The organism is Sphingomonas alpina, from assembly GCF_014490665.1.
GTDB lineage: Bacteria > Pseudomonadota > Alphaproteobacteria > Sphingomonadales > Sphingomonadaceae > Sphingomonas > Sphingomonas alpina.
In genome coordinates this window covers 2631597-2657634 of sequence record NZ_CP061038.1, presented here as the reverse complement: position 1 = coordinate 2657634, position 26038 = coordinate 2631597, and the positions used below count along the sequence as shown (strand labels likewise).

Annotated in this window: 23 protein-coding genes; 13 read left to right on the top strand and 10 right to left on the bottom strand. The window is 64.6% G+C overall.

Annotated elements, in window-relative coordinates; translation table 11 throughout:
* The first annotated feature begins 83 nt into the window (after positions 1-83).
* Positions 84-1913, top strand: coding sequence for an arginase family protein (locus H3Z74_RS24395; protein ID WP_229726539.1), 1830 nt, complete (start codon positions 84-86; stop codon positions 1911-1913).
* A gap of 69 nt (positions 1914-1982) precedes the next feature.
* Entirely contained in the window at positions 1983-2216 is a 234-nt protein-coding gene (locus H3Z74_RS12275) for a hypothetical protein (protein ID WP_187759957.1), read from the top strand.
* A gap of 5 nt (positions 2217-2221) precedes the next feature.
* On the opposite strand, the gene H3Z74_RS12270 is transcribed toward H3Z74_RS12275, so the two are convergent.
* From H3Z74_RS12270 to H3Z74_RS12255, 4 genes are all read right to left on the bottom strand, one after another.
* Complete coding sequence (locus H3Z74_RS12270) at positions 2222-3823, bottom strand: alpha-glucosidase family protein (protein WP_187759956.1); 1602 nt, start codon at positions 3821-3823, stop codon at positions 2222-2224.
* Complete coding sequence (locus H3Z74_RS12265; RefSeq protein WP_229727074.1) at positions 3824-5134, bottom strand: sensor histidine kinase; 1311 nt, start codon at positions 5132-5134, stop codon at positions 3824-3826.
* A gap of 38 nt (positions 5135-5172) precedes the next feature.
* On the bottom strand, positions 5173-5892 hold the full coding sequence (locus tag H3Z74_RS12260) for a response regulator (protein ID WP_187764293.1): 720 nt from the start codon (positions 5890-5892) through the stop codon (positions 5173-5175).
* 96 nt (positions 5893-5988) lie between these two features.
* Positions 5989-6660: an EF-hand domain-containing protein gene (locus H3Z74_RS12255; RefSeq protein WP_187759954.1), complete on the bottom strand. Its 672-nt coding sequence runs from the start codon at positions 6658-6660 to the stop codon at positions 5989-5991.
* Positions 6661-6850: 190 nt separating this feature from the next.
* On the opposite strand from H3Z74_RS12255, the gene H3Z74_RS12250 reads away from it, so the two are divergent.
* Positions 6851-7201, top strand: coding sequence for an energy transducer TonB (locus H3Z74_RS12250; protein ID WP_187759953.1), 351 nt, complete (start codon positions 6851-6853; stop codon positions 7199-7201).
* 28 nt (positions 7202-7229) lie between these two features.
* Here the strand turns inward: H3Z74_RS12250 and H3Z74_RS12245 are convergent, their stop codons facing one another.
* The gene (locus tag H3Z74_RS12245) at positions 7230-8006 is read right to left on the bottom strand and encodes a thioesterase family protein (RefSeq protein WP_187759952.1); all 777 of its coding nucleotides are present in this window, start codon (positions 8004-8006) and stop codon (positions 7230-7232) included.
* On the bottom strand, positions 8003-9529 hold the full coding sequence (locus tag H3Z74_RS12240) for a class I adenylate-forming enzyme family protein (RefSeq protein ID WP_187759951.1): 1527 nt from the start codon (positions 9527-9529) through the stop codon (positions 8003-8005). The genes H3Z74_RS12245 and H3Z74_RS12240 overlap by 4 nt, the downstream gene beginning before the upstream one ends.
* 120 nt (positions 9530-9649) lie before the next feature.
* Between H3Z74_RS12240 and H3Z74_RS12235 the strand changes: the two genes are divergently transcribed.
* Entirely contained in the window at positions 9650-10264 is a 615-nt protein-coding gene (locus H3Z74_RS12235; RefSeq protein ID WP_187759950.1) for a glutathione S-transferase family protein, read from the top strand.
* Between the two features lie 9 nt (positions 10265-10273).
* The gene (locus H3Z74_RS12230; RefSeq protein WP_229726538.1) at positions 10274-11071 is read left to right on the top strand and encodes an SDR family NAD(P)-dependent oxidoreductase; all 798 of its coding nucleotides are present in this window, start codon (positions 10274-10276) and stop codon (positions 11069-11071) included.
* A 433-nt stretch (positions 11072-11504) separates the two neighbouring features.
* Here H3Z74_RS12230 and H3Z74_RS12225 read toward each other — a convergent pair whose 3' ends face one another.
* Positions 11505-11786 (bottom strand): putative quinol monooxygenase, encoded by a 282-nt coding sequence (locus tag H3Z74_RS12225; protein ID WP_187759949.1) that lies wholly within the window; start codon positions 11784-11786, stop codon positions 11505-11507.
* Between the two features lie 205 nt (positions 11787-11991).
* On the opposite strand from H3Z74_RS12225, the gene H3Z74_RS12220 reads away from it, so the two are divergent.
* Together H3Z74_RS12220 and H3Z74_RS12215 are read left to right on the top strand one after the other, a co-directional pair.
* The gene (locus tag H3Z74_RS12220; RefSeq protein WP_187759948.1) at positions 11992-13413 is read left to right on the top strand and encodes a M20/M25/M40 family metallo-hydrolase; all 1422 of its coding nucleotides are present in this window, start codon (positions 11992-11994) and stop codon (positions 13411-13413) included.
* Between the two features lie 30 nt (positions 13414-13443).
* Positions 13444-13818, top strand: a complete 375-nt coding sequence (locus H3Z74_RS12215) for a nuclear transport factor 2 family protein (protein ID WP_187759947.1) — start codon at positions 13444-13446, stop codon at positions 13816-13818.
* 219 nt (positions 13819-14037) lie between these two features.
* Here the strand turns inward: H3Z74_RS12215 and H3Z74_RS12210 are convergent, their stop codons facing one another.
* The 3 genes from H3Z74_RS12210 to H3Z74_RS12200 all read right to left on the bottom strand — a co-directional run bounded on the left by H3Z74_RS12210 (position 14038) and on the right by H3Z74_RS12200 (position 16347).
* Entirely contained in the window at positions 14038-15264 is a 1227-nt protein-coding gene (locus tag H3Z74_RS12210) for an MFS transporter (protein WP_187759946.1), read from the bottom strand.
* Between the two features lie 119 nt (positions 15265-15383).
* Entirely contained in the window at positions 15384-16118 is a 735-nt protein-coding gene (locus H3Z74_RS12205) for a hypothetical protein (RefSeq protein WP_187759945.1), read from the bottom strand.
* A gap of 49 nt (positions 16119-16167) precedes the next feature.
* On the bottom strand, positions 16168-16347 hold the full coding sequence (locus tag H3Z74_RS12200; protein WP_187759944.1) for a hypothetical protein: 180 nt from the start codon (positions 16345-16347) through the stop codon (positions 16168-16170).
* A gap of 220 nt (positions 16348-16567) precedes the next feature.
* Here H3Z74_RS12200 and H3Z74_RS12195 point away from each other — a divergent pair, with 220 nt between their 5' ends.
* The 6 genes from H3Z74_RS12195 (at position 16568) to H3Z74_RS12170 (ending at position 26017) form a co-directional block, all read left to right on the top strand.
* Complete coding sequence (locus H3Z74_RS12195; protein WP_187759943.1) at positions 16568-17788, top strand: acyl-CoA dehydrogenase family protein; 1221 nt, start codon at positions 16568-16570, stop codon at positions 17786-17788.
* Between the two features lie 125 nt (positions 17789-17913).
* Positions 17914-18981 carry an acyl-CoA dehydrogenase family protein gene (locus H3Z74_RS12190; protein WP_187759942.1) on the top strand — a complete coding sequence of 356 codons (1068 nt, stop codon included), beginning with the start codon at positions 17914-17916 and terminating at the stop codon, positions 18979-18981.
* Between the two features lie 228 nt (positions 18982-19209).
* Positions 19210-22047, top strand: coding sequence for a TonB-dependent receptor (locus H3Z74_RS12185; RefSeq protein ID WP_187759941.1), 2838 nt, complete (start codon positions 19210-19212; stop codon positions 22045-22047).
* Positions 22048-22154: 107 nt separating this feature from the next.
* Positions 22155-23462, top strand: a complete 1308-nt coding sequence (locus H3Z74_RS12180) for a spinster family MFS transporter (RefSeq protein WP_187759940.1) — start codon at positions 22155-22157, stop codon at positions 23460-23462.
* 27 nt (positions 23463-23489) lie between these two features.
* The gene (gene rnr, locus H3Z74_RS12175) at positions 23490-25715 is read left to right on the top strand and encodes a ribonuclease R (RefSeq protein WP_187759939.1); all 2226 of its coding nucleotides are present in this window, start codon (positions 23490-23492) and stop codon (positions 25713-25715) included.
* On the top strand, positions 25712-26017 hold the full coding sequence (locus tag H3Z74_RS12170) for a hypothetical protein (protein WP_187759938.1): 306 nt from the start codon (positions 25712-25714) through the stop codon (positions 26015-26017). Before rnr ends, H3Z74_RS12170 begins: the two co-directional genes overlap by 4 nt.
* Positions 26018-26038: the final 21 nt, after the last annotated feature.

The window sequence follows — 26038 nt, the reverse complement described above, 5'->3', positions numbered from 1 at the left end:
AGTTTCGGGTAATGATCTCTTCGCCGTTCCACGCTGATATAACCCGCCGTTCGCTCCTCGGCGGTGTGATGGTGACCCCCCTTATGTCTGGATCGATACTGCCTGCCCGGTCGAGTGCACCCTCGGATATTGCCCTGATCGAGGCGCCGACCAGCCTCGGGCTGCGCCCGCTCACGCCGGGTCATGAGCCTGGCTGCTGGCGTGCGCCTGCCGCCCTGATGCGGGCCGGGCTTGGCAAGGAGCTGCAACCACAGCGCCACGTCGCCCTGCCGCATCCCACCTATCGGTTCGATCGCGACCCGGGATCGACGATCCGCAACGGCACCAGCCTGCGCGCCTATTGCGGGGAGATCTCCGGCACCGTCGCGGCGGCGCTGAGCGACGGCCTGTTCCCGCTTGTGATCGGCGGCGATTGCAGCATTTTGCTCGGTTGCCTGGCTGGGGCGAAACGCAGTGGCCCCTGTGCGCTGATCCATGTCGATGGCCATGCCGATTTTTACCATCCGGGCAATTATGATGTGGCGCGTCCCGGCTCGGCGGCGGGCATGGATCTCGCGCTGGCAACGGGGCGGGGCGAAGCTTTGTTGTCGCGTTGGGGAGAACCGGCGATGCCGCTGGTCGACGATCTGCAGGTTGTACAGATCGGGGAGCGTGAAAGCGAGGTAGCCGATTATTCCTTCCCGGATTTCAGGACCTCGTCGATCCACAAGATGACGATCGAGTCCTTCCTGCGCGACGGCCCGGCCCGGGCGGGGGCTCAGGCGCTGGCCAGGTCGACCGGGCGTGTCTGGCTGCATGTCGATGTCGATGTGCTCGACCAATCGATCATGCCGGCGGTGGATTCTGCCCGGCACTCCCGGCATGACCTTCGATCAGCTCAGTGGCCTGATCCGCACTCTGTTGGTGTCGGGCCGGCTGGCGGGCGCGAATATCGCGATCTTCGATCCAGAACTCGACCCGACCGGAGCAATCGCCGGGCGGCTGGCGCACTGCATCGCAGCGGGCTTCCACGCGCTTCGGACGGCGCGTATATCCGGGTAATGTCTCCGCTTCGCTTCATGCTTCTGGCAGGCGTGCTGATTAGTCAGCCAGCGGCGTCGCGTGATGATGTAACCCCCTGGACACCCGTCGGGATCGCTTCAGACCAGTTCGAATCCCATGCTGCTTTCGACCCGGCGACCGGTGCTATATTCTTCGTGCGCAGCGCGAAGGACTTCTCCGGCTGGCGCATCCTCACCAGCCGCTGCTCACCGATGGGCTGGACACAGCCGGTCGATGCGCCGTTCGCCGGTGACGGCGTCGAGGCCGATCCGTGGTTCGAGCGAGGTGGGCGCGGGCTGTGGTTCATATCGACCCGTTCGACCGACGGCGTTCATCGCAAGGATCTCGACGTCTGGCGGGCCGAACGCGACGTTCGGGGGCGCTGGGGCCTGCCCAAGCGCTTGCCCGCGCCAGTCAATTCGACCGGCAACGAGTGGTTTCCGCGCATCGGGAAGGATGGATGGCTCTATTTCGGCTCTGATCGCCCGGGCGGCCTGGGCAAGACCGACATCTGGCGCGCGCGCCGCAACGGGACGCGCGGTTGGAGAGTCGAGAATGCGGGAGCGGGGCTCAACGGTCCGGGTGACGAGTATGAGGCATTGCCCGCGCCCGATGGTCGCTCGATGGTCCTGATGGCGAGCGATGGTTTGTATCTCACCCGCGCGACGCGGACCGGATGGTCGAAGCGGGTCAAGCTCGGCGCAGCGATCAACGCCACCGGATCGGAGATCGGGGCGTTATTCTCCCCAAGCGGCCGGTCGCTGATGTTTGCGCGAGACCTGAAAGGTCGGCGGAGCGGTGAGTTCTTCGTCTGGCACATCAATGGCCGCGAAGCATGGCCACCATCCTGCCCGGGAGCGACCGCGAGGTAGGGATCGCTTTCACCTGTTCTGCAGAATATCGTGTATGATATTGTAATTGTTCGATTCAATGGGGAGGCCATGACTGTGCACCTTTTCAAGGGCCCGGGTCGGATTTTCGCTGTGACGGCAGATGAAACGGGCGGCAATCTGCCCGCGCGTTACGCTCCCTGGACGGCATTCAAGTCGCTGGAGATGACCCGGGGTGAGGCGCTACCCGGCGTCGAGGTCGATGAGTGTCTCGACGATATCGAACGCTTTGGCTTCCACATCACAGATGCGCATGTTCGGATCAGGGACCAAGGGGCAGACTGAGGCCGCTACGCGACCCGTTCCGCGATCACGGCAGCGAAGCCGCCGAGGCGCCAGGCATCCGCATGCCCCGTGCTATGGATCACGCGCCACGCGTCCGGCGTTGCGGGTTGCCAGTCGACGGGCTCGGCCGACAGGTTGAATATGCAGAGCAGGCGTTGGTCAGGCGTCGCGCGTTCGAAGGCGAGGACCCTGTCGGATGCCTCGACAATCGTCAGCGTGCCGGTCATCAGCGCCGCATTGGCATGGCGCAGCGCGATCATCCGGCGGGTGACGTGAAGCAGCGAGAGTGGGTCGCCTTCCTGCCGGTCGACCGCCAGCGCTTCATGGTCGGGACCGGGCGGCAGCCATGGTCTGGCATCGGAGAAGCCGGCGTGCGGCGCGCCGGCGCGCCACGGCATCGGCGTGCGCACGCCGTCGCGCGACAGAGTCAGCGGCCAGTTCGCGATGGCTTCGGGATCGCGCAGATCCTCGAATGCGATCTCGACCTGAGTCAGGCCCAGTTCCTCACCCTGATAGAGAAAGACATTGCCGCGCAGGCACAGCAATAGCGCCATCTTCATTCGCGCGAATGTCGCATGATGCTCCGGTGCCGCCCAGCGCGACAGGGCGCGGGGCGCATCGTGGTTCTCGAATGCCCAGCTCGGCCAGCCAATCCCCGGCGCGTCGGGCCATTCGGCGAGCGCGTCGCGCACCAGTGTCGGCGTCAGGGTAGGGGCGTAGAGGAAATTGAAGCCATAAGCGCTGCTCAGCCGCGTATCGCCCGACGTGAAGGCGTGCATTTCCGCCTCGGGCGCGGGGCCTGCGACCTCCGCCACGGTAAAGCGGTCGCCGTCATAGCGGTCGATCAGGGCCCGTAGCCGTTCGAGCAGCAGCGGGATTTCCGGCTGGCTTTGATTGTGCAGATGCTGCTGATAATCGAATGGGCGTGTGCGCGGGCCGGTATCGGTCGCCGGCGGATTATCGGTCAGCGCGAGATCGTGCATCGAGAAGTTGATCGCATCGATGCGGAAGCCGTCGACCCCCCGATCGAGCCAGAATTTCGCGATTTCCAGCGTCGCGTCCTGTACCGCCGGCGCGTGTTGATTGAGCTGCGGCTGTTCGCTGAGGAAATTGTGCAGATAATATTGGCCGCGCCGCGCGTCCCAGGTCCAGGCGGGGCCACCGAATACCGATTGCCAGTTGTTCGGCGGCGACCCATCGGCTTTCGCGTCGGCCCAGACATACCAGTCGGCGCGCGCATTCGTCCGATCGGCGCGGCTTTCGAGGAACCAGGGGTGCTGGTTCGAGCTGTGCGCATAGACCTGGTCGATGATCAGTTTCAGCCCTAGCGCATGGGTGCGGGCGATCAGCGTGTCGAAATCGGCGAGCGTCCCGAACACCGGATCGACATCGCAATAGTCCGACACGTCATAGCCGAAATCGGCCATCGGTGAAGTGAAGAAGGGCGACAGCCAGACCGCATCCACGCCCAGCGACGCGATATGGTCGAGATGCCGGGTGATACCGGGCAGATCACCGACGCCATCGCCATTGCTGTCCGCGAAACTGCGCGGATAGACTTGATAGACTACGGCGCCGCGCCACCAGGGAAGGGGGAGCGTCACCATCTAGCGTGGCAACATGATGATGGCGTTCAGTCCACCCTCGGGCCGGTTCTCCAGCCGGATATCGCCGCCTGCATCGCGCACGATCGCGCAGGCCAGCGCCAGGCCGAGGCCGATCCCGCCGGTTTCCTTGTTGCGCGACGTTTCCAGCCGGGTGAACGGGTCGAACACGTCGGACAGCCGGTCCTCGGGAATGCCGGGCCCCTGATCGGCGACCACGATGCATACCTCATGCGGGCTGCCGATCACGCTGACCTCGGCACGAACACCATATTTGACCGCATTCTCGATCAGGTTGCGCACCGCGCGGCGCATAAGCGACGGGCGCAGCCGCATCTGCAACCGCGGCATCTCCGCGAAGGTCACGTCATGATCGAGATCGCGGAAATCCTCCACCACCGCATCGACCAAAGCGGCGAGGTCGACCTCGGTTGGCGGCTCGGACGGACGACCGAGCCGCGCCAGCGACAGAATATCGTCAAGCGTGCGGTTCATCTCTTCGATCGTGTCGGCCATCTTGTTGCGGTCGGTATCGTCCTCGACCGATTCGATCCGTACGCGCAACGCGGCGAGCGGCGTGCGCAAGTCATGGCCGATCGCGCCGAGCATACGGTCCTTTTCGTTGAGCATCGCGGTGACGCGCAGTCGGAGCGCGTTGAACGCGGCGATCACGTCGCGCACGTCCTGCGGCCCGCGCGGTTCGATCGGCACATCGGCCTCGCCGGGCTTGAAGGTCCGTGCCGCCGCCGCCAGCGAGCGCAGCGGGCGCGAAATGCGCCGCCCGATCCACAGCACCGGCAGCAGCACGATGCCGTACAGGATCAGCGTTTGCGCGATCAGCGACCAGAACAGCGGTGCTTCGCTGCGTTGCCATGGCGTGCTCAGCACCAGCCAGCCGCGGCCCGGCTGTTCCACCGCGATGACCAACTCGCCGCCCATCCGCGCGAAACGGCCGGCGCGGCGCGGGCCGAAACGGTCGAGATCCGGATCGTTCGGGTCGACCGGCCGGACGCTGGTGGTGAGGTTGCGGAAGTGAAAGCCGGCCTCGGTCAGCGCGTCCTTCATATTGCGCTCGACATCCCTGACATGCGGGCCTGCGTCAGGGGCCGGCGGTTGAGTTGCAAGCCGGACACCGCCGCGTAGCCGCTCGTCCGGGCGCAACGGACCGATATTGAGGCGCTCGCTTGCATCGACGAAGCGCGCCACGGCAGGGCCGATGACCAATTGCAGCCGCAGCTGTCGGCGCCCTTCAAGCAGCATGGCGAAATTGATTGCCTGGGCGATGAACAGGGCAATCGCGACGAGCAGCGCGATTTGCCCGGACAGGCTGTGCGGCCAGAGCCGGAGCCGCTTCACAATCGCGTGACTTCGGCCGCCAGCGTATAGCCGCCGCCCCATACCGTCTTGATCAGGTCGGGATTCTTCGCATCGAGCTCGATCTTGCGGCGCAACCGGCTCACCTGATTGTCGATCGCCCGGTCGAACGCGGCGGCTTCGCGGCCCTGAGTCAGGTCGAGCAGCTGATCGCGGGTCAGCACCTGGCGCGGCCGCGTGACCAGTGCCAGCAGCAGATTATATTCGCCGGTCGACAGCGGCACCGACACGCCTTCGCGGTCGACCAGCGCACGCTCGCCCGATTTCAGCACCCATCCGGCAAAGGCGAACGATCCGCTGTCGGGGGCATGCTGGCGCGTGCCCCCTGCGGCGGCGCGGCGCAGGATGACCTTCACCCGGGCGGAAAGCTCGCGCGGGGAAAAGGGCTTCACCACATAGTCGTCGGCGCCCATTTCGAGCCCGACGATGCGGTCTGTCTCCTCGCTGCGCGCGGTGAGCAGGATGACCGGGGTGTCGCTGGTCTCGCGGATATGGCGGCACAGGCTGAGGCCATCCTCGCCCGGCATCATGATGTCGAGGATGACCAGGTCGATGGCGTAAGCGGTCATGCGCGTCCGTGCGGCTTCGGCATCGCCGGCCTGAGTCACGCGGAACCCCTGCTTGGTCAGATATTGCGCGAGCGGTTCGCGGATCGAGCGCTCGTCATCGACGAGCAGCAGGTGCGGCGTGTCTCCCATCGGTTCGGGACTTAGCATGATAATTCCCAAGCGAAAGTGCCGGGCGGACCGCGGAGGAGGAAGGGCTGCCCGCCCGGCAACCGACCAATGGGGGGATTATTGGTCGGTATCTGGTTTGGATGCGCCGGCGCCGCGCGCTGCCTTTGCCCGGTCGCGGCTCGCCTCCATCTCGCCCTGGTCGATGAAGCCATCGCTATTGGCGTCGAGCTTTGCAAAGCGCTTGTCGTCCCGCACGCGCATCTCGTCGCGGCTGATCCGGCCGTCGCCATCGGTATCGATCCGCTGCAGCATCTTCGCGCGATGATCGCTGCGCAGGCCGCCCGTTGCGGCGCCCGGTGCGTTCGGCGTTGCGGCATCGGGCTGGCCACCCATGGGGCCACGGCGTGCACCCCTGGCGTCGCGCATGGCCTGCATCTCGTCGGCGGAGATCTTGCCATCGCCATTGGCGTCCATCCTGGCGAAACGCTCGCCGGCCTTCGCCAGATAGGCCGCTTTGGTCATCGGCGCGGCGGCATCGCCACCCGTGGCCGCCTGGCGGCCGGGACGCCGCATCTCATCGCCGGCGATCTGGCCATCGCCATTGGCGTCCATACGGGCAAAGCGCGCTTCGGCCTGAGCCATATATTCGCTGCGCGAGATGCTGCCGTCCCCATCGGTATCGGCGCGCATCATGCCTGCGCTCCGCCCGGCCTGGCCAGGCGGGTTGGCGATGGCGGCGCCGGCCAGCGCCGTGCTGGCGAGTGCGGCAGCGATCAGCAGCTTCTTCATGACAATTCCCTCGCAACGTCAGACGGGATCATCCGCGCCCTGAACAGCCTAATGCATCGGGGGTGTCGCGGCGCTGTGTCAGCGTGCGGGAAAATTGTCGCAAATTGTCGCAGGCGGCGCGTTTGCCATGGCTCGCAAAACAAGGCCCGATGCGATAATCGCGTCACCGGACCATCCTGAGGAAACCACCATGTTTGCGTTCATGCTCATCCTGTCGCTGGCACAATCTGCGCCGTCGGCGGGCGAGAAGGTCACCCCTCTGAAACCGCGCACCAACCCGGGGAGCTGGTTTCCACAGGATTCCTATCCGAAGCAAGCCAGCGACGAGCATGCTGCGGGTCATGTGTCGATCGAGCTCGATGTCGATGCGACCGGAAAGCCGACAGCCTGCAGAGTGACCGTCTCGAGCGGCTTTGCGTCGCTCGACGATCATACCTGCCGGATCGCCATGAAGAACGGGCGATATACGCCGAAGCGCGTCAACGGGCTCGCAGTCCCGACCAAGACGTTCATTCGGAACGTCATCTGGCGGCAGCCGTGATGGGATGGCCGAAGGCGATGGCTGACGGCTAGGCGAAGATCGCCACGCTCTGCGCACCTTGTGCGATCGGAACGCCGTCGGCGTTCCACATCGTCATGATCTGACTGGAACAGCCATTGCTGGCATGATCCGATTTGGCGGAGAGCAGCCACCAGCCGTTGGTGGTCGCCGGACTCGGGGTCAGCAGGTTGACGATCCAGGTCAGCGAGCTGATCGGGGCAGGGGTCTTGCCGAGGAGCTTGAACGCAGCCGGCGGCAGCGCATCGGCCAGCGCCATCACCTGCACCATCGGATCGAGCCCGTCATGCGCGCGCAGCCGCGCCCAGCGTAGCCATTCCGCTTCACCCCTGGCTTCATCTTTCAGGTCGAAGAATTTGAAATTGCCGGTGAAAAACTCTTCCGGCCCGGTGTAGAGCTTCGTGTCGGGCAAGGGCGGACGCAGCGTGGTGACGAGGCCGCCCTCAAGCTGGATGCGCGATTCCTGGTCCGACATGAACACGAAGGTCGCGCGATAGCCAAGTCCGGCGTCGGACACGATGTCCGCCTGAATGAACGCCGCGTTGCGCCCGCGGCGCAGCTTGGTGGCGGTGACGCGGACCTCGCCCGCCAAGGGACCGATGAACGCGACCAGCGCCGATCGCAGCGGCGGGAGGTCGGGCTCGCAAGCTTGCGCAGCGTGCAAGGCCAGCGCGCTCGACAGGCCGCCATAGGCGGTCCGCCCCTGCAGCCAGCTGGCCGGGATCGTGGTGCGAAATCCACCTTCGATCGGCGTCGCCGTCGCGAGGATATCCTGCAGCGATGTCATGCCGCGCTTGCCGCCAGCCGGTCGCGCAATTCGCGCTTCAGCACCTTGCCGATCGCGCTGCGCGGTAGTTCCTCGATCGCGTGGAGTTCGGCCAGGCGCTGAGTCTTGCCGAGCTGCGCGTTAGTCCAATCGCGGATCTCCTCGACGCTCGCGTCGACCCCGGTATGCGGGACGTAGAAGCCGACCGGCGTCTCGCCCCAGGCCTCGGACGGCACACCGATCACGCTGCAGTCCGCAACCGCCGGGTGCTGCGACAGCACCGCCTCCAGATCGGTCGGATAGATGTTGAACCCGCCCGAGATGATCAGGTCCTTCTTGCGGTCCATCAGGATCAGGAAACCGTCCTCGTCGAGGCGCCCGACATCGCCGTGGCGGATATATCGATTGCCCTCGGCATCGAACCATTCCGCCGCTGCCGACGCTTCCTTGCGGCCATGATAGCCGGTCATCATGGTCGGCGAGCGGCCGACCACCTCGCCCATTTCGCCCGGCGCAACTTCATTGCCGTCATCGTCGATCAGGCGGATCTCATGGCCCGGCAGCGGCTGGCCCACGGTGTGGAGCTTGTCGGGGAACATGGTCGCGATCAGCGCGGTGGAGGCGCCGCCTTCGGTCATACCGTAATATTCGACCAGCAGGCCGGGCCAGCGCTTGAGGATATCCGCCTTGAGCGCAGGCGAGAAGGGCGCGCTGGTGCAGGTCTTGAAGCGGAAGCTCGACAGGTCAAAACTGTCGAAATCGGGCAGCGCCATCAGCCGCTGATACTGTACCGGCACCAGCATGGTGTGAGTCGCGCGGTGGCGTTCGGCGAGTTGCAGATAGCCGCGTGCGTCGAACTTCTTCATCAGCGCCGCGGTGCCGCCCCAGCCCAGCGTCGGCAAGAAGCTGACCAGGGTCGTGTTCGAATAGAGCGGTGTCGCGATCATCGTCACCGCGTCGCCGAAACCGGCCGCGGAATTGCGCGCGATATGCGCCCAGCGCATCGTGTGGCTCTGCACGATGCCCTTCGGCGTGCCGGTGGTGCCCGAGGAATAGATGATGTTGAAGCCGTCCTCCGGCGCGATCGTCACCGGTGCGGGCGCGGCGCCTTCGGGGGCGAGCCAGGTGCCGAGCGATTTCAGATGCACCAGCTTGCCCGGAATACGCTGCCCGGCGAGTGTGGTCGCGGCGTCGGCGTCGATGAAAGTGATCGGTGCGCCGCAATCGGCGATCATCGCGACGATCGCCTCGCCGGTCGCCGACGGCGCGAGAGGTGTCGCGACGCCGCCGGCGCGCAGTGTGCCCAGGAATACGGCGGCATATTCGATCGAGGCGGCTGCGACGATCGCGACCGAATCGCCCTGCTTGACGCCATCGCGCTGCAGCGCGGCGGCGACGCGGTCCATCAGCGCATCGAGTCCGGCATAGTCGAGTTCGCCGCCGGCTTCGGCAAGCGCCAGCCGGTCGCCGCGCTCGGTGGCATGGGCGCGGATCAGGTCGGGCAGAGTAGCGAAGTCACTCTCGAGCAGGGCGGCGGCGGTCATCATCTCTCCCACGATCTCTACGAATTCCCAATGTTCGATCCGCTAGGCCAAGGGCGATGAAAATGCCATACGCACCGTTCGAAAAACGAATCCGCCGACACGATTCAGGGGTGAGGGACAATGCTCTTCTACGACGCCGTCAATCCGGCGCCCAATCCGCGCCGCGTACGCATCTACCTCGCCGAGAAGGGGTTGAGCGTTCCCACGGAGATATTGTCGATCATCAAGGGCGAGCATAAAAGCGAAGCATTCCGCGCCGTCAATCCGCTCGGCCAGATTCCGGCGCTGCAGCTCGATGACGGCAGCGTGATCACCGAAAGCGTGTCGATCTGCCGCTTCTTCGAGGCGATGCATCCCGATCCGCCGATGTTCGGGGTCGGTCCGAAGGGCGTGGCCGATGTCGATATGTGGACGAGGCGGATCGAGATGCGGCTGATGGTCCCGCTCGGCATGGTGTGGGCCCATACCCATCCGTTCACCGCGCGCGTGGTGAAGCCGCAATATACCGAGTTCGGAGAGAGCCAGCGGCCACGCGTTCTGACGGCGATGGCGGAATTCGATCGCGCCCTCCAGGGACGCGAATGGCTGGATGGGAAAGGATATTCGATGGCCGATATCGTGTTGCTGACGACGATCGATTTTGCCCGCTTTGTCGGGATATCGATGCCGGTCGAGCTGGAGACGCTCCGCGACTGGCATGACAACGCGTCCGCGCGCCCGAGTGCGCAGGCGTGAGTGGGGGGCATGAGCAGCGCCATGAAGGGATCGGTCGCGATCGTCACTGGCGGCGGGACGGGGATCGGCGCGGCGGTCGTGCGGCGGCTTGCCGAACGCGGCGTGCACTGCGTGATCAACTATGCCTCGAGCCGCGACGATGCCGAGGCGCTGGCGGACGAGGTGGGCGAGGGCGCGATCGCGGTGCAGGGCGATATCGTCGAGGATGCCGCGTGCCGCGCGCTCGCCGCCTCTGCGCTGTCGGCGTTCGGGCGGATCGATTTCCTGGTCAACAATTCGGGGCGGACCAAATTCGCCAACCATGAGGATCTCGACGCGCTGTCGGCGGAGGATTTCATCGACATCTACCGGCTCAACACGATTGCGCCGTTCCAGATGATCCGTGCCTGCGCCGCCGCGATGAAGCAGGGGCCGCACAGCGCGGTGGTCAATGTCGCTTCGGTCGCGGGAGTGTTCGGCAATGGATCATCGGTCGCCTATGCCGCATCGAAAGGTGCGCTGACGACGATGACCAAAAGTCTCGCCCGCTCGCTCGCCCCGGCGATCCGCGTCAATGCGGTCGCGCCGGGCTATGTCGGCACCGGCTGGTTCGAGAAGCGCCTGGGCGAGGCGGGCTTCGCGGCGCTCAATGCGCAGATCGCGTCGAAGACGCCGATGGCGATCGCACCGGGCCCCGACGATATCGCCGGGCCGATCGTCATGCTGCTCGATCCCGCGAGCCGGGTGATCACCGGCGAGACGATGCTGCTCGATGCGGGCGCGCATCTCGATGTGGGCCTGTCGCGCCGGCCGGGAAAGGAGATTTAGGGGCGATCGACCGGCTGCGGCGAGCGAGTTGCGTACGACATTTCGACTCGCATTGCGGCGGTTTTCCGCTGTTCGCCGGAATAAAAAAACGCACCCCTGTTATGTTGGATTTGGCGTGCGGATTTTCCGTATTCCTTCAAAGGGTTGCGGCCAATTTCCGCTGTTCCCGATAACAGGGGTGGAGCAGCGCAATAACAGCGGTGAGCCACCCCTGTTATTGCCCGAACAGCGGTCGCGGCAGCGCCCGGTTTTTTCCAGTCATGTCAAAGAGCGGGATGGGGCGCCGGCTGGTATCCCGTCCACCGCCACGCTGTCATGATCCGCACCAGGATTGAATCGACGCCGCCCGATTTTTCCGGTCGGCTTTTGGTGCCTCTTACTGGCTGAGCAGGCACACCGCTCCCTTCCGGCATGGGCCAGGTCACAAACTCAATTAGAACGGGCTTTCCGCTTTTTCCGTGCGGAACAGGCTGACATGCGTTTCGCGTCGGCTGATGCGCGGCGCTTTGGCGATCTTGCGCCAGGCGTCGAGAGACGCCTGATCCTCCCAGCGTTCGAAGACGTTGATCCGTTCCGCGTCGAGCGCATCCGCGCTGATCGCGATATCCAGACAGCCTTTATAAGCTCGCGCACGCGCCACCATCGGCGCGAACGCGGCAACGGCATGGTCCCGCGCGTCGGCGGCAGTGCGGGTATAGCCAGCGATGATGATCATGATCTTCTCCCACTGCACGTTGCGGGCAGCGCCATCCTCTTTAGTTATCTTTTATAACTATGCAACGGCCATAGCGCAGGGCTCGAAATAATTGCCGGCATGTCCGGCAATCCGGCTTGTCGGCGGCAAGTCCCTTCGCCAAACTGCGACAGCGCTGACAGACTCGCCCGCCGCAGCGCATATCAGCCTGAAAGGACCTCCCCGAATGAAGGCTCGCAGCCATTCCGCGTCGATCGTGCTCGCCGCATTGCTCACCACCAGCGCGATGCCGGCTCAGGCCGCCCCGTCCGATCCCCGCGCTGGCGAGCCCGCTTTCCGCGCGCTGTACAAGGAACTGGTGGAGACGGATTCGAGCTGGCCCGACGGCAGCTGTACACTGGCGGCCGAGCGCATGGGCGCGCGGCTCAAGGCAGCGGGCTATCCAGCCGGGGATGTGACCGTGATCGTCGACCCGGCGCATCCCAAGGAGGGCAATCTTTCCGCCATCCTGCGCGGCAGCAATGCGAAGCTGCCGGCGCTGCTGCTGCTCGCCCATATCGACGTGGTCGCCGCGAAGCGCGCCGACTGGACCCGCGACCCATTCGCCCTGGTCGAGGAGAATGGCTATTTCTACGGGCGGGGTACGTCGGACGACAAGGCGATGGCGGCTGCCTTTACCGATGCATTGGTCCGCTTTCGTCAGGAAGGCTATAAGCCCAAACGCACGATCAAGCTCGCGCTGACCTGTGGCGAGGAGACCGAAAAGGCGCTGAACGGCGTCGAGTATCTGCTCAAGAACCAGCCTGAGGCTCTGGCCGCCGGATGGGCGCTGAACGAAGGCGGCGGCGGGTCGCTGGACGAGGCGGGAAAGCCGGTCAGCAATGGCGTTCAGGCGGGTGAGAAAGTCTATCAGGACTATATTTTCGCCGCGACCGCGCCGGGCGGGCACAGCTCGCGCCAGGCGCCGCATTTCAACGCGATCGGCTGGATGGCGGAGGCGCTCGCCCGGGTGAACGCCTATGATTTCCCGGTCAATCTGACCCCTGCGGCCAAGGCGTTTTTCGGCGCGTCGGCGTCGCTCTATCCTGCCCAGACCAAGGCAATGGCGGCGGTCGGCGCGGGCAACGCGAACGAGGCGGATTATGCCGCAATCTCGGCGGCGAATCCGAGCTGGAACGCGACGCTGCGCACCACCTGCATTCCGACGATGATCTCGGGCGGCCATGCGACCAATGCTCAGCCGCAATCGGTGACCGCGAACGTCAATTGCCGCATCATCCCGGGCGAAGGCGCGGACAAGATCCTTGCCAAACTTGCCGAGCTTGGCGGTGACAAGGTGAAAGTCAGCTTTTCCGATCCGCCTCAGGCCGGATCGCCTGCGCCACCACTGACTCCGCAGATCATGGGACCGATCGAGGCGATTTCGAAGGATATGTGGCCGGGCGTGCCGGTGATCCCGCGCCTCGCGACCGGTGCGACCGACGGGCGTTTCACCAACGCTGCCGGGATTCCGACCTATGGCGTATCGGGGATGTTCGCCGATCCCGATGGTCAGGGCGTGCACGGCCTGAACGAGCGGATCCGGGTCAAGTCGCTGCTGGACGGGCGGGCGTTCCTGTACCGGCTGGTCAAGGCCTATACTGAGTAACGCCCGGCTTCATACCGGTGGGAGACAGAAGTGGTGACGGACCCGTCGAGCTTTGCGGCAGAATGGTGCGATGCCTGGAATGCGCATGACCTCGAGCGCGTTTTGGACCATTTTCACGATGACGTCCTGTTCACCTCACCGGTTGCCGCTGCGATCCTCCCCGAAACGCGCGGGCAGGTTCATGGCGAGGATGCGCTGCGCGCCTATTGGTCGGAAGGATTGCGGCGGATTCCCGACCTGCATTTCACGGTCGAACAGGTCTTTGCCGGCGTCGACACGGTCGTGATCCAGTATCGCAACCAGAAGGGCGTGTCGGTCAGCGAAGTGCTGATCTTCGATGGCGACAGGGTGAAGAGCGGGCACGGCACCTATCCGGTCGGTGCGGAGAATCCGGCGGGGGCGTGAGTTCTACCCTCCATTCGTTTCGAGCGACGTCGAGAATTGTGAGTAGCCAGAGCGAGATCGGACTCACTGGAATCGCCCTAAATCCGTTCGTGCTGAGCTTGTCGAAGCACCGCCTTCCTTCACCTGCGTTGGAAAGAGAAGAGCGGCCCTTCGACAAGCTCAGGGCGAACGGGAGGGAGTGGGGCAGAGTGCAATCTCGGTGTTCGGAGGAAATGAAGCTCAGACGTCCGCTGTGGCCGGCTCCGGCGGCGGCACGCGGTCGAGCACTTTCCACACGATCGTGCCGAGCGCGGTCAACGCCAGCACGCCGGCGACCAGGAACGCCGCGCCGGGAAAGCCGTGATCGACCCCCGTCGCAAGCGCCTGGGTGAGTAGCAGCGGCCCGAGGATCTGCGACACGCTGCCCATGCTGCCGATCCCGCCCTGCAGCGAACCCTGGCGCGTTGCATCGACCATGCGCGAGAGCAGCCCGTTCATCGCCGGGAAGACCAGTCCCGAACAGGCGCTGAGCAGGAACAGGGCATAGGCCTGCCAGCTGGCGGTGATGAAGGCGAAGATCAGAAAGGTCAGCCCGCCGCTGCCCAGCCCGATCACGAGTGCGCGACGTTCGCCGATGCGCGCGATGATGCGGCCCGACAGCCCGGCCTGGAAGATCACGCTGATCAACCCGACAAAGGCGAGGCTCCAGCCGATCTCGGCCGGACTCCAGCCGAAGCGGATCGCCGCCCAGAACGCCCAGGTCGCGGGATAGACCATGTGCGCCAGCTGCCAGAAGAACCAGGCGAGCAGCAGCGGGGCGGCATTGCCGGCGGCGAACAGCGGGCGGAATGCGCCGACGATATGCGCGTCGCGCAGGTGAAAGGGGCGGCGGTTTTCCGGCGCCAGCGTCTCGGGCATGGCGACGATCATCGCGAGGGCGTTGAGCAGCGCCAGCACCGCCGCGGCGACGAATGGCGCGCGCGGCCCGAAATCGGCGAGCAGCCCGCCGATCGCCGGCCCGATGATGAAGCCGACGCCAAAGGCCGCACCGATGAACCCGAACACGCCGGCGCGCTTTTCCGGTGGGGTGACATCGGCCAGCACCGAGCTGGCCGGGCCGTACACTGCGCCCGCGATCCCCGCGATCGCCCGACCGAGGAACAGCCAGGCGAGCGTCGGTGCGACCGCCATCAGTGCATAATCGGCGGAGAAGGCGAGCATCGACGCGATCAGCACGACCCGCCGCCCAAACCGGTCACTGAGATTGCCAAGCACCGGTCCGGCGAAGAATTGCGTGAAGGCGAAGACGACCAGCATATAACCGGCGATGCGCGTCGCCTGCTCCAGGTCGACGGCCCCGAGATGCGTGATCAGTTCGGGAAAGACCGGCATGACGATGCCGAAGCCGATGGTATCGACCAGCACGGCGGCAAGGACGATCGGTACGGCACGGTGTTCGAATCGCATGAGTGGCTCCCCTGCGGCGCTTTTAGCGGGTGAGCGCGATAGTCACAAAGGTGGAGAAAGGATGTCTCGCCATCGAAAAAGAGGTCAGACAAGTCGACGGAACGGCCGATCCCCTCCGCCTAGTCTTCGCTTGGATCTTGGGATTTCGAATGGTCGATCACCCGGATGGCGATGCGTGACTGCCTGAAACGTTGATAAGATCCCTTTTGCCGTCCGCCCGCCGCTCCCGACCCCGTTGCGCGGCGATACACCAGGCGGCCTCGCGAGAGGTCGCGGGCGAGATGCTTGTCGAAGATCGGCTTGATCCAGTTCGGTGTACCGGGTGTATCCGTTCTGAACGGCCTCCCGTTTGCATCCTTCGCCCGCATCAGTCCGTCCTGTCGTACGACCTCGCAGACCGGGCGCAGCTGGACCGGCAATCCGGCGGCATTGCGATAGGAGTTGTCGAACAGGACGGCGCGATCGCACAACCGCAACGCATACGGTAGCAAGGAGAGGCACCGGATATAGCGTTTTCGTATCCGGTCTTCCGGCACGTCATGCCCGCCCAGGGCGACACGCTGGGCAACGCGCGCGACGTTCAGATCGGGGGATTCGAGCGCAACGAAGAAGAGTATGACAATGTAATCGAGTTCCTTTGCGTGGCGCAGAATGTCGATCTTCGATTCATGCGACATCACTGTTTCGAACGAAAAGCTTTGCCCGTCGGCGAGGCAGGCCTGGCGTCGCTCGTCGGCAATGCGCTGTGCCTGTCCCGAGACCTCGGCAACCGTGCCGTTCAATCCAAGTGCGATATCGTCGGGATTGATATAGGTCCCCATCGCAATCCCGGCCTCCATAAGATGCCGGGTCAACGTGGTTTTGCCCGACCCGTTCGGGCCGGCGATCATCGTCAGAACCGGCCTATCCGGCATTTCCGGTCTTGGTGCTGCGGCTCTTGAGCGTCTTCGGCCTGCTCGTGGGTACCAGCCGGGCGGCGGGCGTTATCCCGGCCCGCTTTGCCTGTAGATCGGCTGCCGCCGCCGCTGTTTTGGCAAGCGCCGCGATCTCGGCCATCGAAAGTGTCGCGGGTGTCTTGGACATGATTTCATTCTATGCGCACGATCGACTTTTGCCAACCTCGCGGCAGAGCTGCATGTCCAAAGGCAACTCAAGGAAAAGGGACTCTCGATCGCCCTGGGCCGCGCAGGTTCGCACTCTCAGCCTCTCCGCCACTCGCGAACCTCTCTTTCACTCGCTGGCGAACTGTGTCACACCGCTGACCATACCCGATATTCAGATTCGGTCCCAAAGGAGAGGATTTATGGCGACTGCCGCCGAACTCGACGTTTCCGTCAAGCCGCTCGATGCCTTTCGCGCCGAAGCGCGCGAGTGGCTCGCCGCGAACTTCCCGCCTGCGCTGAAGGGCAAGGACAACCCGCTGTCGGCAATCGACGGGCCGACCGAGTTGTCGGCCGACGAAGCGGCGTGGAAAAAGGCGATGGGCGACAAAGGCTGGGGCGTCCCGACCTGGCCGGCGCAATATGGCGGCGGCGGTCTCGACCGGGCGCAGGCGCGCGTGCTGCAGGAGGAGATGGGCCGGATCGGCGCGTGGAACCCGATCGGCGGCATGGGTGTGATGATGTTCGGCCCGACGTTGCTCGAATATGGCAATGAAGCGCAGAAGAACGAGCATATTCGCGCGATCGCCAAGGGTGAAGTACGCTGGTGCCAAGGCTATTCGGAGCCGGGCGCGGGATCGGATCTCGCATCGCTGCAGATGTTCGCCGAGGACAAGGGCGATCATTACGTCGTCAACGGCCAGAAGACCTGGACCTCGGGCGGACAATGGGCCGATAAATGCTTCGCGCTGGTGCGCACCGATAAATCGAAAAAGCATGAAGGCATCAGCTTCCTGCTGATCGACATGACCAGCCCGGGCGTCGAGGTGAAGCCGATCCGGCTGATCTCCGGTTCGTCGCCCTTTTGCGAAACCTTTTTCAGCGATGTGAAGGTGCCCAAGGATAATCTGGTCGGGCGCGAGGGCGAGGGCTGGACGATCGGCAAGCGCCTGCTCCAGCATGAGCGGCAGAATCTGTCGGGCGGCGGATCGGCGGCGGGGCGCATGTTCGCCGGCAAGCCGGTCAGCGCGCTGGCCAAGGAATATCGCGGCACCGACGAACAGGGGCGGATTACCGACAGCGACCTGCGCATGCGTATCGTGCGGCACGAGATGGACCTGCGCGCCTTCTCGCTGACGCTGCGCCGCGCCGCACTGGAGTCGAAATCGAACCAGGGGCCGTCGGCGGCGACGTCGATCATGAAGAATGTCGGCGCACGCATCACTCAGGATCGTGCCGAGTTGGGAATCGAGATCATGGGCATGAACGGCCTGGGCTGGGAAGGCGAGGGCTTCACCGAGGACGAACTGACCCAGACCCGCACCTGGCTGTGGGGCAAGGCGGTGTCGATCTATGGGGGATCGAGCGAAATCCAGAACAATGTCATCGCCAAGCGCATCCTCGGCATGCTGGACCATCAATAATTGCCGGCCCTCTCCCCGCCGGGGAGAGGCAGGCAAGCAAGCGAAGCGATGCCGGGAGAGGGCAAGTGCGGAGAGGGCGGTGGGACACACTGCCTCTCTTCCCGCAGGGAGATGGAGTTAAGACAATGGCCGTACTCAACGACGAACAGACGATGCTGCGCGATATGGCGCGCGAATGGGCGGACAACGAAGCGCCCGTCACCGCTTTCCGCAGGATGCGCGACGCAGCGCCGGCGGAAGGGTTCGATGCCGATAGCTGGGCAGCGATCGGCCAGATGGGCTGGGCCGGGGTGGTCATCCCCGAAGAGCATGGCGGGTCGGCATTCGGCTATCTCTCGCTCGGCCTGGTGCTCGAACAACTTGGTCGCAACCTGACCGCGTCGCCGCTTGCTGCAACCGCCGCTGCATCGACTGCGATCGCACTCGGCGACAATGACGCGGCCAAGAGCGAATGGCTGCCGAAGATTGCTGCCGGTGAAGTGGTTGCGACGCTCGCGATCGATGAGGGCCCGGTACATGATCCGGCGAAGCTCGCCACCAGTGTTTCAGGCGGCACGCTGACCGGAACCAAGCAGTTTGTCGCGGAAGGTGATAGCGCGCAGCTCTTCGTCGTTTCCGCAGCCGATGGCCTGTACCTCGTCTCGGGCGACGCCGGCGTGGAGCGCTCCCCGCGTCACATGGCGGATTCGCGCAGCCATGCGCAGGTCAGCTTCGACGGCGCCAAGGCCGAGAAGCTTGGCGGTACCGAGCTGACCGCCAAGGTCGTCGATCGCGCGACCGCGGCACTCTGTGCCGAGATGCTCGGCATGGCGGAACAGGCGTTCGCGGTGACCAACGACTATCTCAAGGTCCGTGTCCAGTTCGGTCAGCCGCTTTCGACCTTCCAGGCGCTGCAGCATCGCATGGCCAAGATGTTTACCGAGCTCGAACTGGCGCGCTCGGCGGTCGAGGGCGCGCTTGAGGCAATCGATGCCGGCCGTTCCGACGTCGATCAGGCGGTCAGCCTGGCCAAGGCGATCATGGGCGACACGCTCCACCTCGTCAGCCGCGAGATGGTTCAGCTCCATGGCGGTATTGGCATGACCGACGAACATGATGCCGGCTTCTATCTCAAGCGCGCTTATGTGCTGGAGACGATGTGGGGCAACGCCGCCTATCACCGCGAGCGTTTCGCACAGCTCAACGGCTATTGAAAACCCGGCGGGACGGCGGCGATGCCGTCCCGATCCGGTACGGACTTTGAAAGATTCGAATACACGTTCTGGCCGACCCGGATGTTTTTGCCGGTATGACTTTTTGGCAACAGGCCTCAACAAGAGGGCAAGTTGGTGCGGGTTGTGCTTGACGTAACGGAAGTCTCTCTATCTATTCGAGTGTGGGGTACGGAACCGATCAGCGTTTCGGCCTAACGGGAGATAGAGATGCTCAAGAAGCAATATATGTCGGCGTGCGCCCTTGCGGTCCTGGCTCTGGGACTGGCGACGCCGGCATTGGCGCAGGATGCGCCCGCCGGCGCTGCGCAGGATCAGGTCGAAGACACCAGCACCGACATCGTCGTGACCGCGCAAGGCCGCGCTCAGGCGCTGGCCGATGTGCCGGTCGCGATTTCTGCCGTCACATCGGAATCGCTGCAGAATTCCGGCGCCAACGACATTCGCCAGTTGAACCAGCTTGCACCATCGCTGCTCGTCTCCTCGACCGGGTCTGAAGCCAATGGCTCGCCCCGTATCCGCGGCATCGGCACGGTCGGTGACAATCCCGGCCTTGAAAGCTCGGTCGTGGTGTTCATCGATGGCGTGTACCGTTCACGCTCGGGCATCGGACTCAACGAACTCGGCGAAATCGAGCGCATCGAAGTGCTGCGCGGGCCGCAGGGTACCCTCGGTGGCCGCAATTCGTCCGCGGGCCTGATCAGCATCGTCAGCAAGAAGCCGTCCTTTACCTTCGGCGGGAATGCCGAAGCGACCTATGGCAATTATGATTTCCTGCGCCTCGCCGGCAGCGTGACCGGGCCGATCTCCGAAAAGATCGCGGCGCGGATCGACGGCGTGTACGTCAAGCGCGACGGTTTCTACAAGGACGCGACCAACGATACCCGCGTCAACGATCGCAACCGCTATTTCGTGCGCGGCCAGTTGCTGTTCGAGCCGTCTTCGGACTTCAGCTTCCGGCTGATCGGCGACTTCAGCCGCCGCAAGGAGGCTTGTTGCGGCGCCACCTATGTCGATCGCAGCGTTAATCCCTTTATCGGCAATCTGAACAACCCGGCGACTCCGCTGACCACCGGTCTTCCGAATGGCAACAACATCGTCAATGTGCTGCGCGATCTCGGGCAGAATCTCGGCGGGCTCAATCAGGGTTACTCACGGAATATCTCGGTGTCGCGCGGCCGTACTTATGACGGCACGACGCAAGACTGGGGCGTTTCCGGTCAGCTCGACTGGGATCTCGGCGGCATCAACCTGACCTCGATCACGGCCTATCGCGATTATTACAATGAGCAGGGAACGGACACCGACTATAGCTCGGTCGATATTCTCTACAACGCCAACGATGGCAATAATCGACGCGAATTCAAGACGTTCACTCAGGAAATTCGCCTGCAGGGCAGCGCGTTCAACGACAAGCTCGACTGGCTGGTCGGTGGCTTTTTTGCGGATGAGAAGTTCCGCGGCAAGAGCAACCTGCGCTTTGGCAGCCAATATGGCCGCTTCGCGACGTGCCGTATCATCTCGGGCGGAGGCCTTGCCGGACTGTATTCGCCGACCAGCCCGGGCTGCGTAGCGCCCGGCGTCGGTCCGGCGACGCTCGCCGCGGTCGGAGGCGCCGATGTGGCTGCGGGCTTCATGACTCTCGATGGCATCAACGACCGCGGATCAACCGTCGACCGCTACAACCAGAACAGCCGCAGCTTCGCGGTGTTCACGCACAACATCATCCACGTCACCGACAAGGTCGATCTGACTCTGGGCCTCCGCTATACCGATGAGCGCAAGCGCTTTTCGGCGACCTTCGGGAACGATAATACCGGCTGTGTGGCGCTGCAGTCGACGCTGACCGACGATCTCGTCGCTGTCATTCCGCCCGGCCGGCCCAATGCCGGCCAGCCTGACGCTACGAGGCGGGCGCTTGCAGCGGGGCTGATCGGTCTGGGCTGCCAGGGCAATGCGACCGCGGAACTGAACGGCGTCAGCATCAGCGACAAGCGGCACGAGGACGAGTTCACCGGCACCGCGATCCTGTCATGGAAGCCGATCGACGACCTGCTCCTCTATGCGAGCTATTCGCGCGGCTACAAGGCCGGTGGCTTCAACTTCGATCGCTCCGCACTGAAGGCGCCGATCGTGGCACCGACCGCCACCTCGCCGCTGCCGACCACGACTTTCGCCGCAGTCGGTGGCGCGCAGGCGCTGGTCGGCAACCTTCAGTTCGAACCGGAAAAGGTGACCGCCTATGAAATCGGCGCGAAATACTCGACCGGGCCATTCAGCCTGTCGATTGCCGGTTTCCGGCAGGAGTTCAAAAGCTTCCAGCTGAACACGTTCGACGGCACCGTGTTCATCGTGCAGAACGTCAATGGCTGTGACGCTAGCCTGAATGGCGGAGATCGCGATCAGAGCACCTTCACGACGGCGCCGAACTACAATGCCTCCGCGTCGACCACTGGCCGGTGCGCATCCGGCGATGTCGGCTATGGCGTTCTCTCGCAGGGTGTGGAGCTGGAGGCCTCCCTGGTGCCGGCGCGCAACTTCCGCGTCTCGGCCGGCCTGACCTATGCCAAGACCAAGTATCGAGACAATCTGGTCGGCAATAATTCCGGCGCGCCGCTCAACCCGGCGCTGCACAAGCTGCCCGGCGACAATCTGTCGAACGCACCCGAGGTAGTGGTGACCGGGTCGGCCGCATGGACGCCGGACATCGGCAGCACCGGGCTTTCCGCTTTGTTCTATGTCGATACCCGCATGTCGAGCGACTATAACACCGGTTCCGACCTGTTCCCGCAAAAGGAGCAGGACGGTTTCGCGCTGGTCAATGCGCGGGTCGGCATCCGCGGCCCGAACGAGCATTGGTCGGTCGAATTCTGGGGGCAGAACATCTTCAATCAGAATTATGCCCAGGTTGCGTTCAACTCGCCGTTCCAGGCCGGCGCGAACACGGCGAACTTCCAGGATCCGCAATATCCTGGCGGTCGCCAGCTCCTGTCGCAGTTCCTGGCCGAACCGCGCACCTATGGCGTGACGCTGCGCGGCAAGTTCTGATCGTGACCGGCTTGCCCGTGCCGATATGGGCTGAATAACCTCCCGCCCGCCGTCCGATCCTTCGGGCGGCGGGTTTGTTTTCGATCTCCAGCGTAACCGGAGCTTTCATGCCTATATCCGCCGCGAGCCACCCCGAGCTCGACGACACATTGGCGCTGCGTCGCCGCACACTCACGCTTGCCCTGCTCACCCTGACCTATTTCTTCAGTTACATGGACCGGCAGATCCTCGCGATCCTGCTCGAGCTGATCAAGGCCGACCTGAAGCTCAGCGATACGCAACTCGGCCTGCTTGCGGGCTTTGCCTTTGCGCTCTTCTATGCCGGGCTCGGCATCCCGGTCGCGCGCTTCGCCGACAAGGCCAACCGGCGCAACATCATCGCCGTATCGCTTGCGCTGTGGAGCCTGATGACGGCCTTGTGCGGGCTGGCGCAGAATTACGTGCAACTGCTGCTCGCCCGGATCGGTGTCGGCGTAGGGGAGGCGGGGTCCAGCCCGCCGAGCCATTCGATCATCGCCGATCTCTATCCGGTCGAGAAACGCGCCAGCGCGATGGCGATCTATTCGCTCGGCGTGGTGCTTGGCGGCGGTTTCGGGACGATGATCGGCGGCTGGCTGGCGAGCCATTATGGCTGGCGGGTCGCGATTATCGCGGTGGGCATTCCCGGCATCATCCTTGCGGTGGTGGTGCGGCTGTTCGTGGTCGAACCCAAGCGCGGCCTGTCCGATGCCGCGCGGGTCGCCGACGACAGCGCGATGCCGAGCATCTGGTCGGCCTTTGCCGATATGTGGCGCAACGGCGCGGCGCGCCACCTTGTGCTGGCGGTGACGCTGACCTCGCTGATCGGCTATGCGACGACCAGCTGGGGGCCGAGCTATCTGCAACGCTCGCTTGGCTTCACCGTCGGGCAGGTCGCGCTGATCGTCGCGCCGATCGCGGCGATCATCGGCACGATCTCAGGCGTTGGCGGCGGACGCGTCGCCGACTGGGCGGCGAAACGCTGGGGCATCCATGCGCAAAGCTGGATGGTCGGGTTGCTCAAATGCGCCGCTTTGCCCTTCACCCTGTTGTTCTTCATGACCGATGTGCCGGCGGTGGCGATCGGTGCCTATGTGTTCAACATGCTGTTCGCCAACAGCTATCTCGGCCCGACCTTCGCCATGTTGCAGGGCCTGGCGCCGCTGCGCATGCGGGCGATGTGGGCGGCGATCACGCTGCTGGTCATCAACATGATCGGCCTGGGGCTTGGGCCGACCATGATCGGGGTGCTGAGCGACCTGTACCTGCCCTATGCGGGCAAGGCGGAATCGCTGCGCTGGGCGCTGATCACTGCCGTCGCCGCCACGCCCTGGGCGATCTTCCATTACTGGCGCGCGGGTGTGATGCTCAAGCGGCAGCAGGAAATGGTGGCGTAGCGCGCGCCAGCCTCTATCTCTGGGCCCATGCCTAAGAATAATGCGCCCAAACCAACTCCCGGCCTACCGACGCGCGAGCAGATTCTCGATTTCATCGCCACCTCAAACACGCCGGCGGGCAAGCGCGAGATCGCCAAGGCGTTCGGCCTGACCGCACAGCAGAAGATCACGCTCAAGGCGATGTTGAAGGACATGGCCGATGAAGGGCTGATCGACAGCGCGCCTGGCCGCGCCTTCCACAAGATGGGCGGGGTGCCCAAGGTGACCGTGCTGCGCATCGTCGATGCCGATGACGGCGGCAATGTCTGGGCCGTGCCGGAGAATTGGCAGGCCGAGGCGCCGGCGCCGCGGCTGCGCGTCCGCGAACGCAAGCGCGGTGCGCTGGGAGTGGGCGACCGCATTCTCGCGCGCACCGAAGAGGCCGGGAATGGCTGGATCGCGCACCCGATGAAGGCGCTGGCCAGGGGCGAGGAGCTGATCCTCGGCGTGCTGCGGCAGGAAGGCAGCAAGCTCTGGCTGCAGGGCGTCGAGAAGAAGGAACGGCGTGAATTCCAGGTTTCGGATGCGGGCGAAGGCAAGCCCGGCGACCTGGTCCTGGCGGAGAAGGCCGGCCGGCCGCCGCGCATCACTGCGCGCGTGACCGAAGTACTGGGCGATCCCTTCGCGCCGCGCAGCTTCTCGCTGATTGCGATCCACAAGCTCGGCATCCCCACGGTCTTTTCGCCCGAGACGATCGAGGGGGCCGAGAAGGTCGCCAGGACACCGCTGGGCGATGACCGTGAGGATCTGCGCCATGTTCCGATTGTCGCGATCGATCCGGCGGATGCGCGCGACCATGACGATGCGGTCTGGGCGACCCGGGACGACGACCCGAAGAACGAGGGCGGCTGGAAGGCGATCGTCGCGATCGCCGATGTCAGCTTCTATGTCCGCCCCGGATCCGACCTCGATCGCGAAGCGCGGCGGCGCGGCAATTCGGTCTATTTCCCCGACCGCGTCGTGCCGATGTTGCCGGAGGTGCTGTCAGCGGACGTGTGTTCGCTGAAGGAAGGCGCGGATCGCGGCGCGCTCGTCTGCCATATGCAGATCGGCAAATCGGGCGAGCTGAAATCCTGGCGCTTCACCCGCGCTGTGGTGCGGATCGCCGCCAATATCGCCTATGAGGACGCGCAGGCGGCGATCGATGGCGAGATCGAGCATCCGCTGACCGAAACTGCGCTGAAGCCGCTCTGGGCATGCTGGCACGCGCTTTACAAAGCGCGCGAGAAGCGCAGCCCGCTCGATCTCGACTTGCCCGAACGCCGCGTCGTCCTTGACGAGAAAGGCCGCATCATGTCGGTTGCGCCACGCGAGCGGCTCGACGCGCACAAGCTGATCGAGGATTACATGATCGCCGCCAATGTCGCGGCGGCCAAGGCGCTCGAGGCGAAGAAGGCGCCGGTCATGTACCGTGTGCATGAAGAGCCGAGCCGCGAGAAGCTGGTCGCGCTCAAGGACTATCTCAAGACCTTCGGCGTCGAGTTCGCGCTCGGCCAGGTCGTGCGCCCGGCGACCTTCAATCATATTCTCGACAAGGTCGGCGAGGTCGATTTCCGCCAGCAGGTGATGGAGCAGGTGCTGCGTACCCAGACCCAGGCCTATTACGCCCCCGCCAATCACGGCCATTTCGGGTTGGCGCTGGGCAGCTATGCGCACTTCACCTCGCCGATCCGGCGCTATGCCGACCTGATCGTCCACCGCGCTCTGGTCAGCGCCTACAAGCTCGGCCCGGGCGGGCTGACCGAAGGCGAGGCCGCCGGCATGGAGCGGATCGGCGAAGGGATCTCCGCGCTCGAGCGCCGCGCGATGGAGGCGGAGCGCGACACGATCGACCGTTATGTCGCGGCCTTCCTTGCCGAACGCGTGGGGCAGGTGGTCGAGACGCGTATTACGGGCGTGACCAATTTCGGTTTCTTCGCGACCGTCGAGGGGATTGGCGGCGACGGCCTGATGCCCGTGCGCGATATCGGCGGCGAATATTTCCGCTTCGACGAGGCGGCCCGCAAACTGGTCGGCGAGCATAGCGGCACCGAATATGCCAGCGGGCAGCGCCTCTCGCTGCGCCTTGCCGAGGCGAATCCCGTATCGGGTGCGCTGCGCTTCGAGATGGTCGATGGCAAGGGAGCGTCACCGGAGCGCGATGTTAAACCTGCGCGAGTGATCAAGCGGCGCGGTCGGCCGGCGAATATCCGGCATCAGGGACGCAAGCGATGATTGCGCGCGATGGCAGCCGCGTCGGGGTGCGCGTACGCGGGAGGACGGCGGAGATTTTCCTCGCGCGCCATGCGATCACGCCCGGGGATGCGATCGAGCATGTGCCCGCGGAGCGTGACCGCAGGGCGTTCGAGCGATTGCTGGCCAGGGGTATCGTTCGCGAGGTCGCGCCGGGGCGATACTGGTTCAACATCCCCGCCGCGCTTGCCGATGCCGATGCGCTGAGCCGGCGCATGGTGCCGATTGCGATCGTCCTGGCGCTTGCCATTGCGGGTATCGCGATGCTTTTCTATCGCGGTTGAGATGATGGTATGATGGGTCAT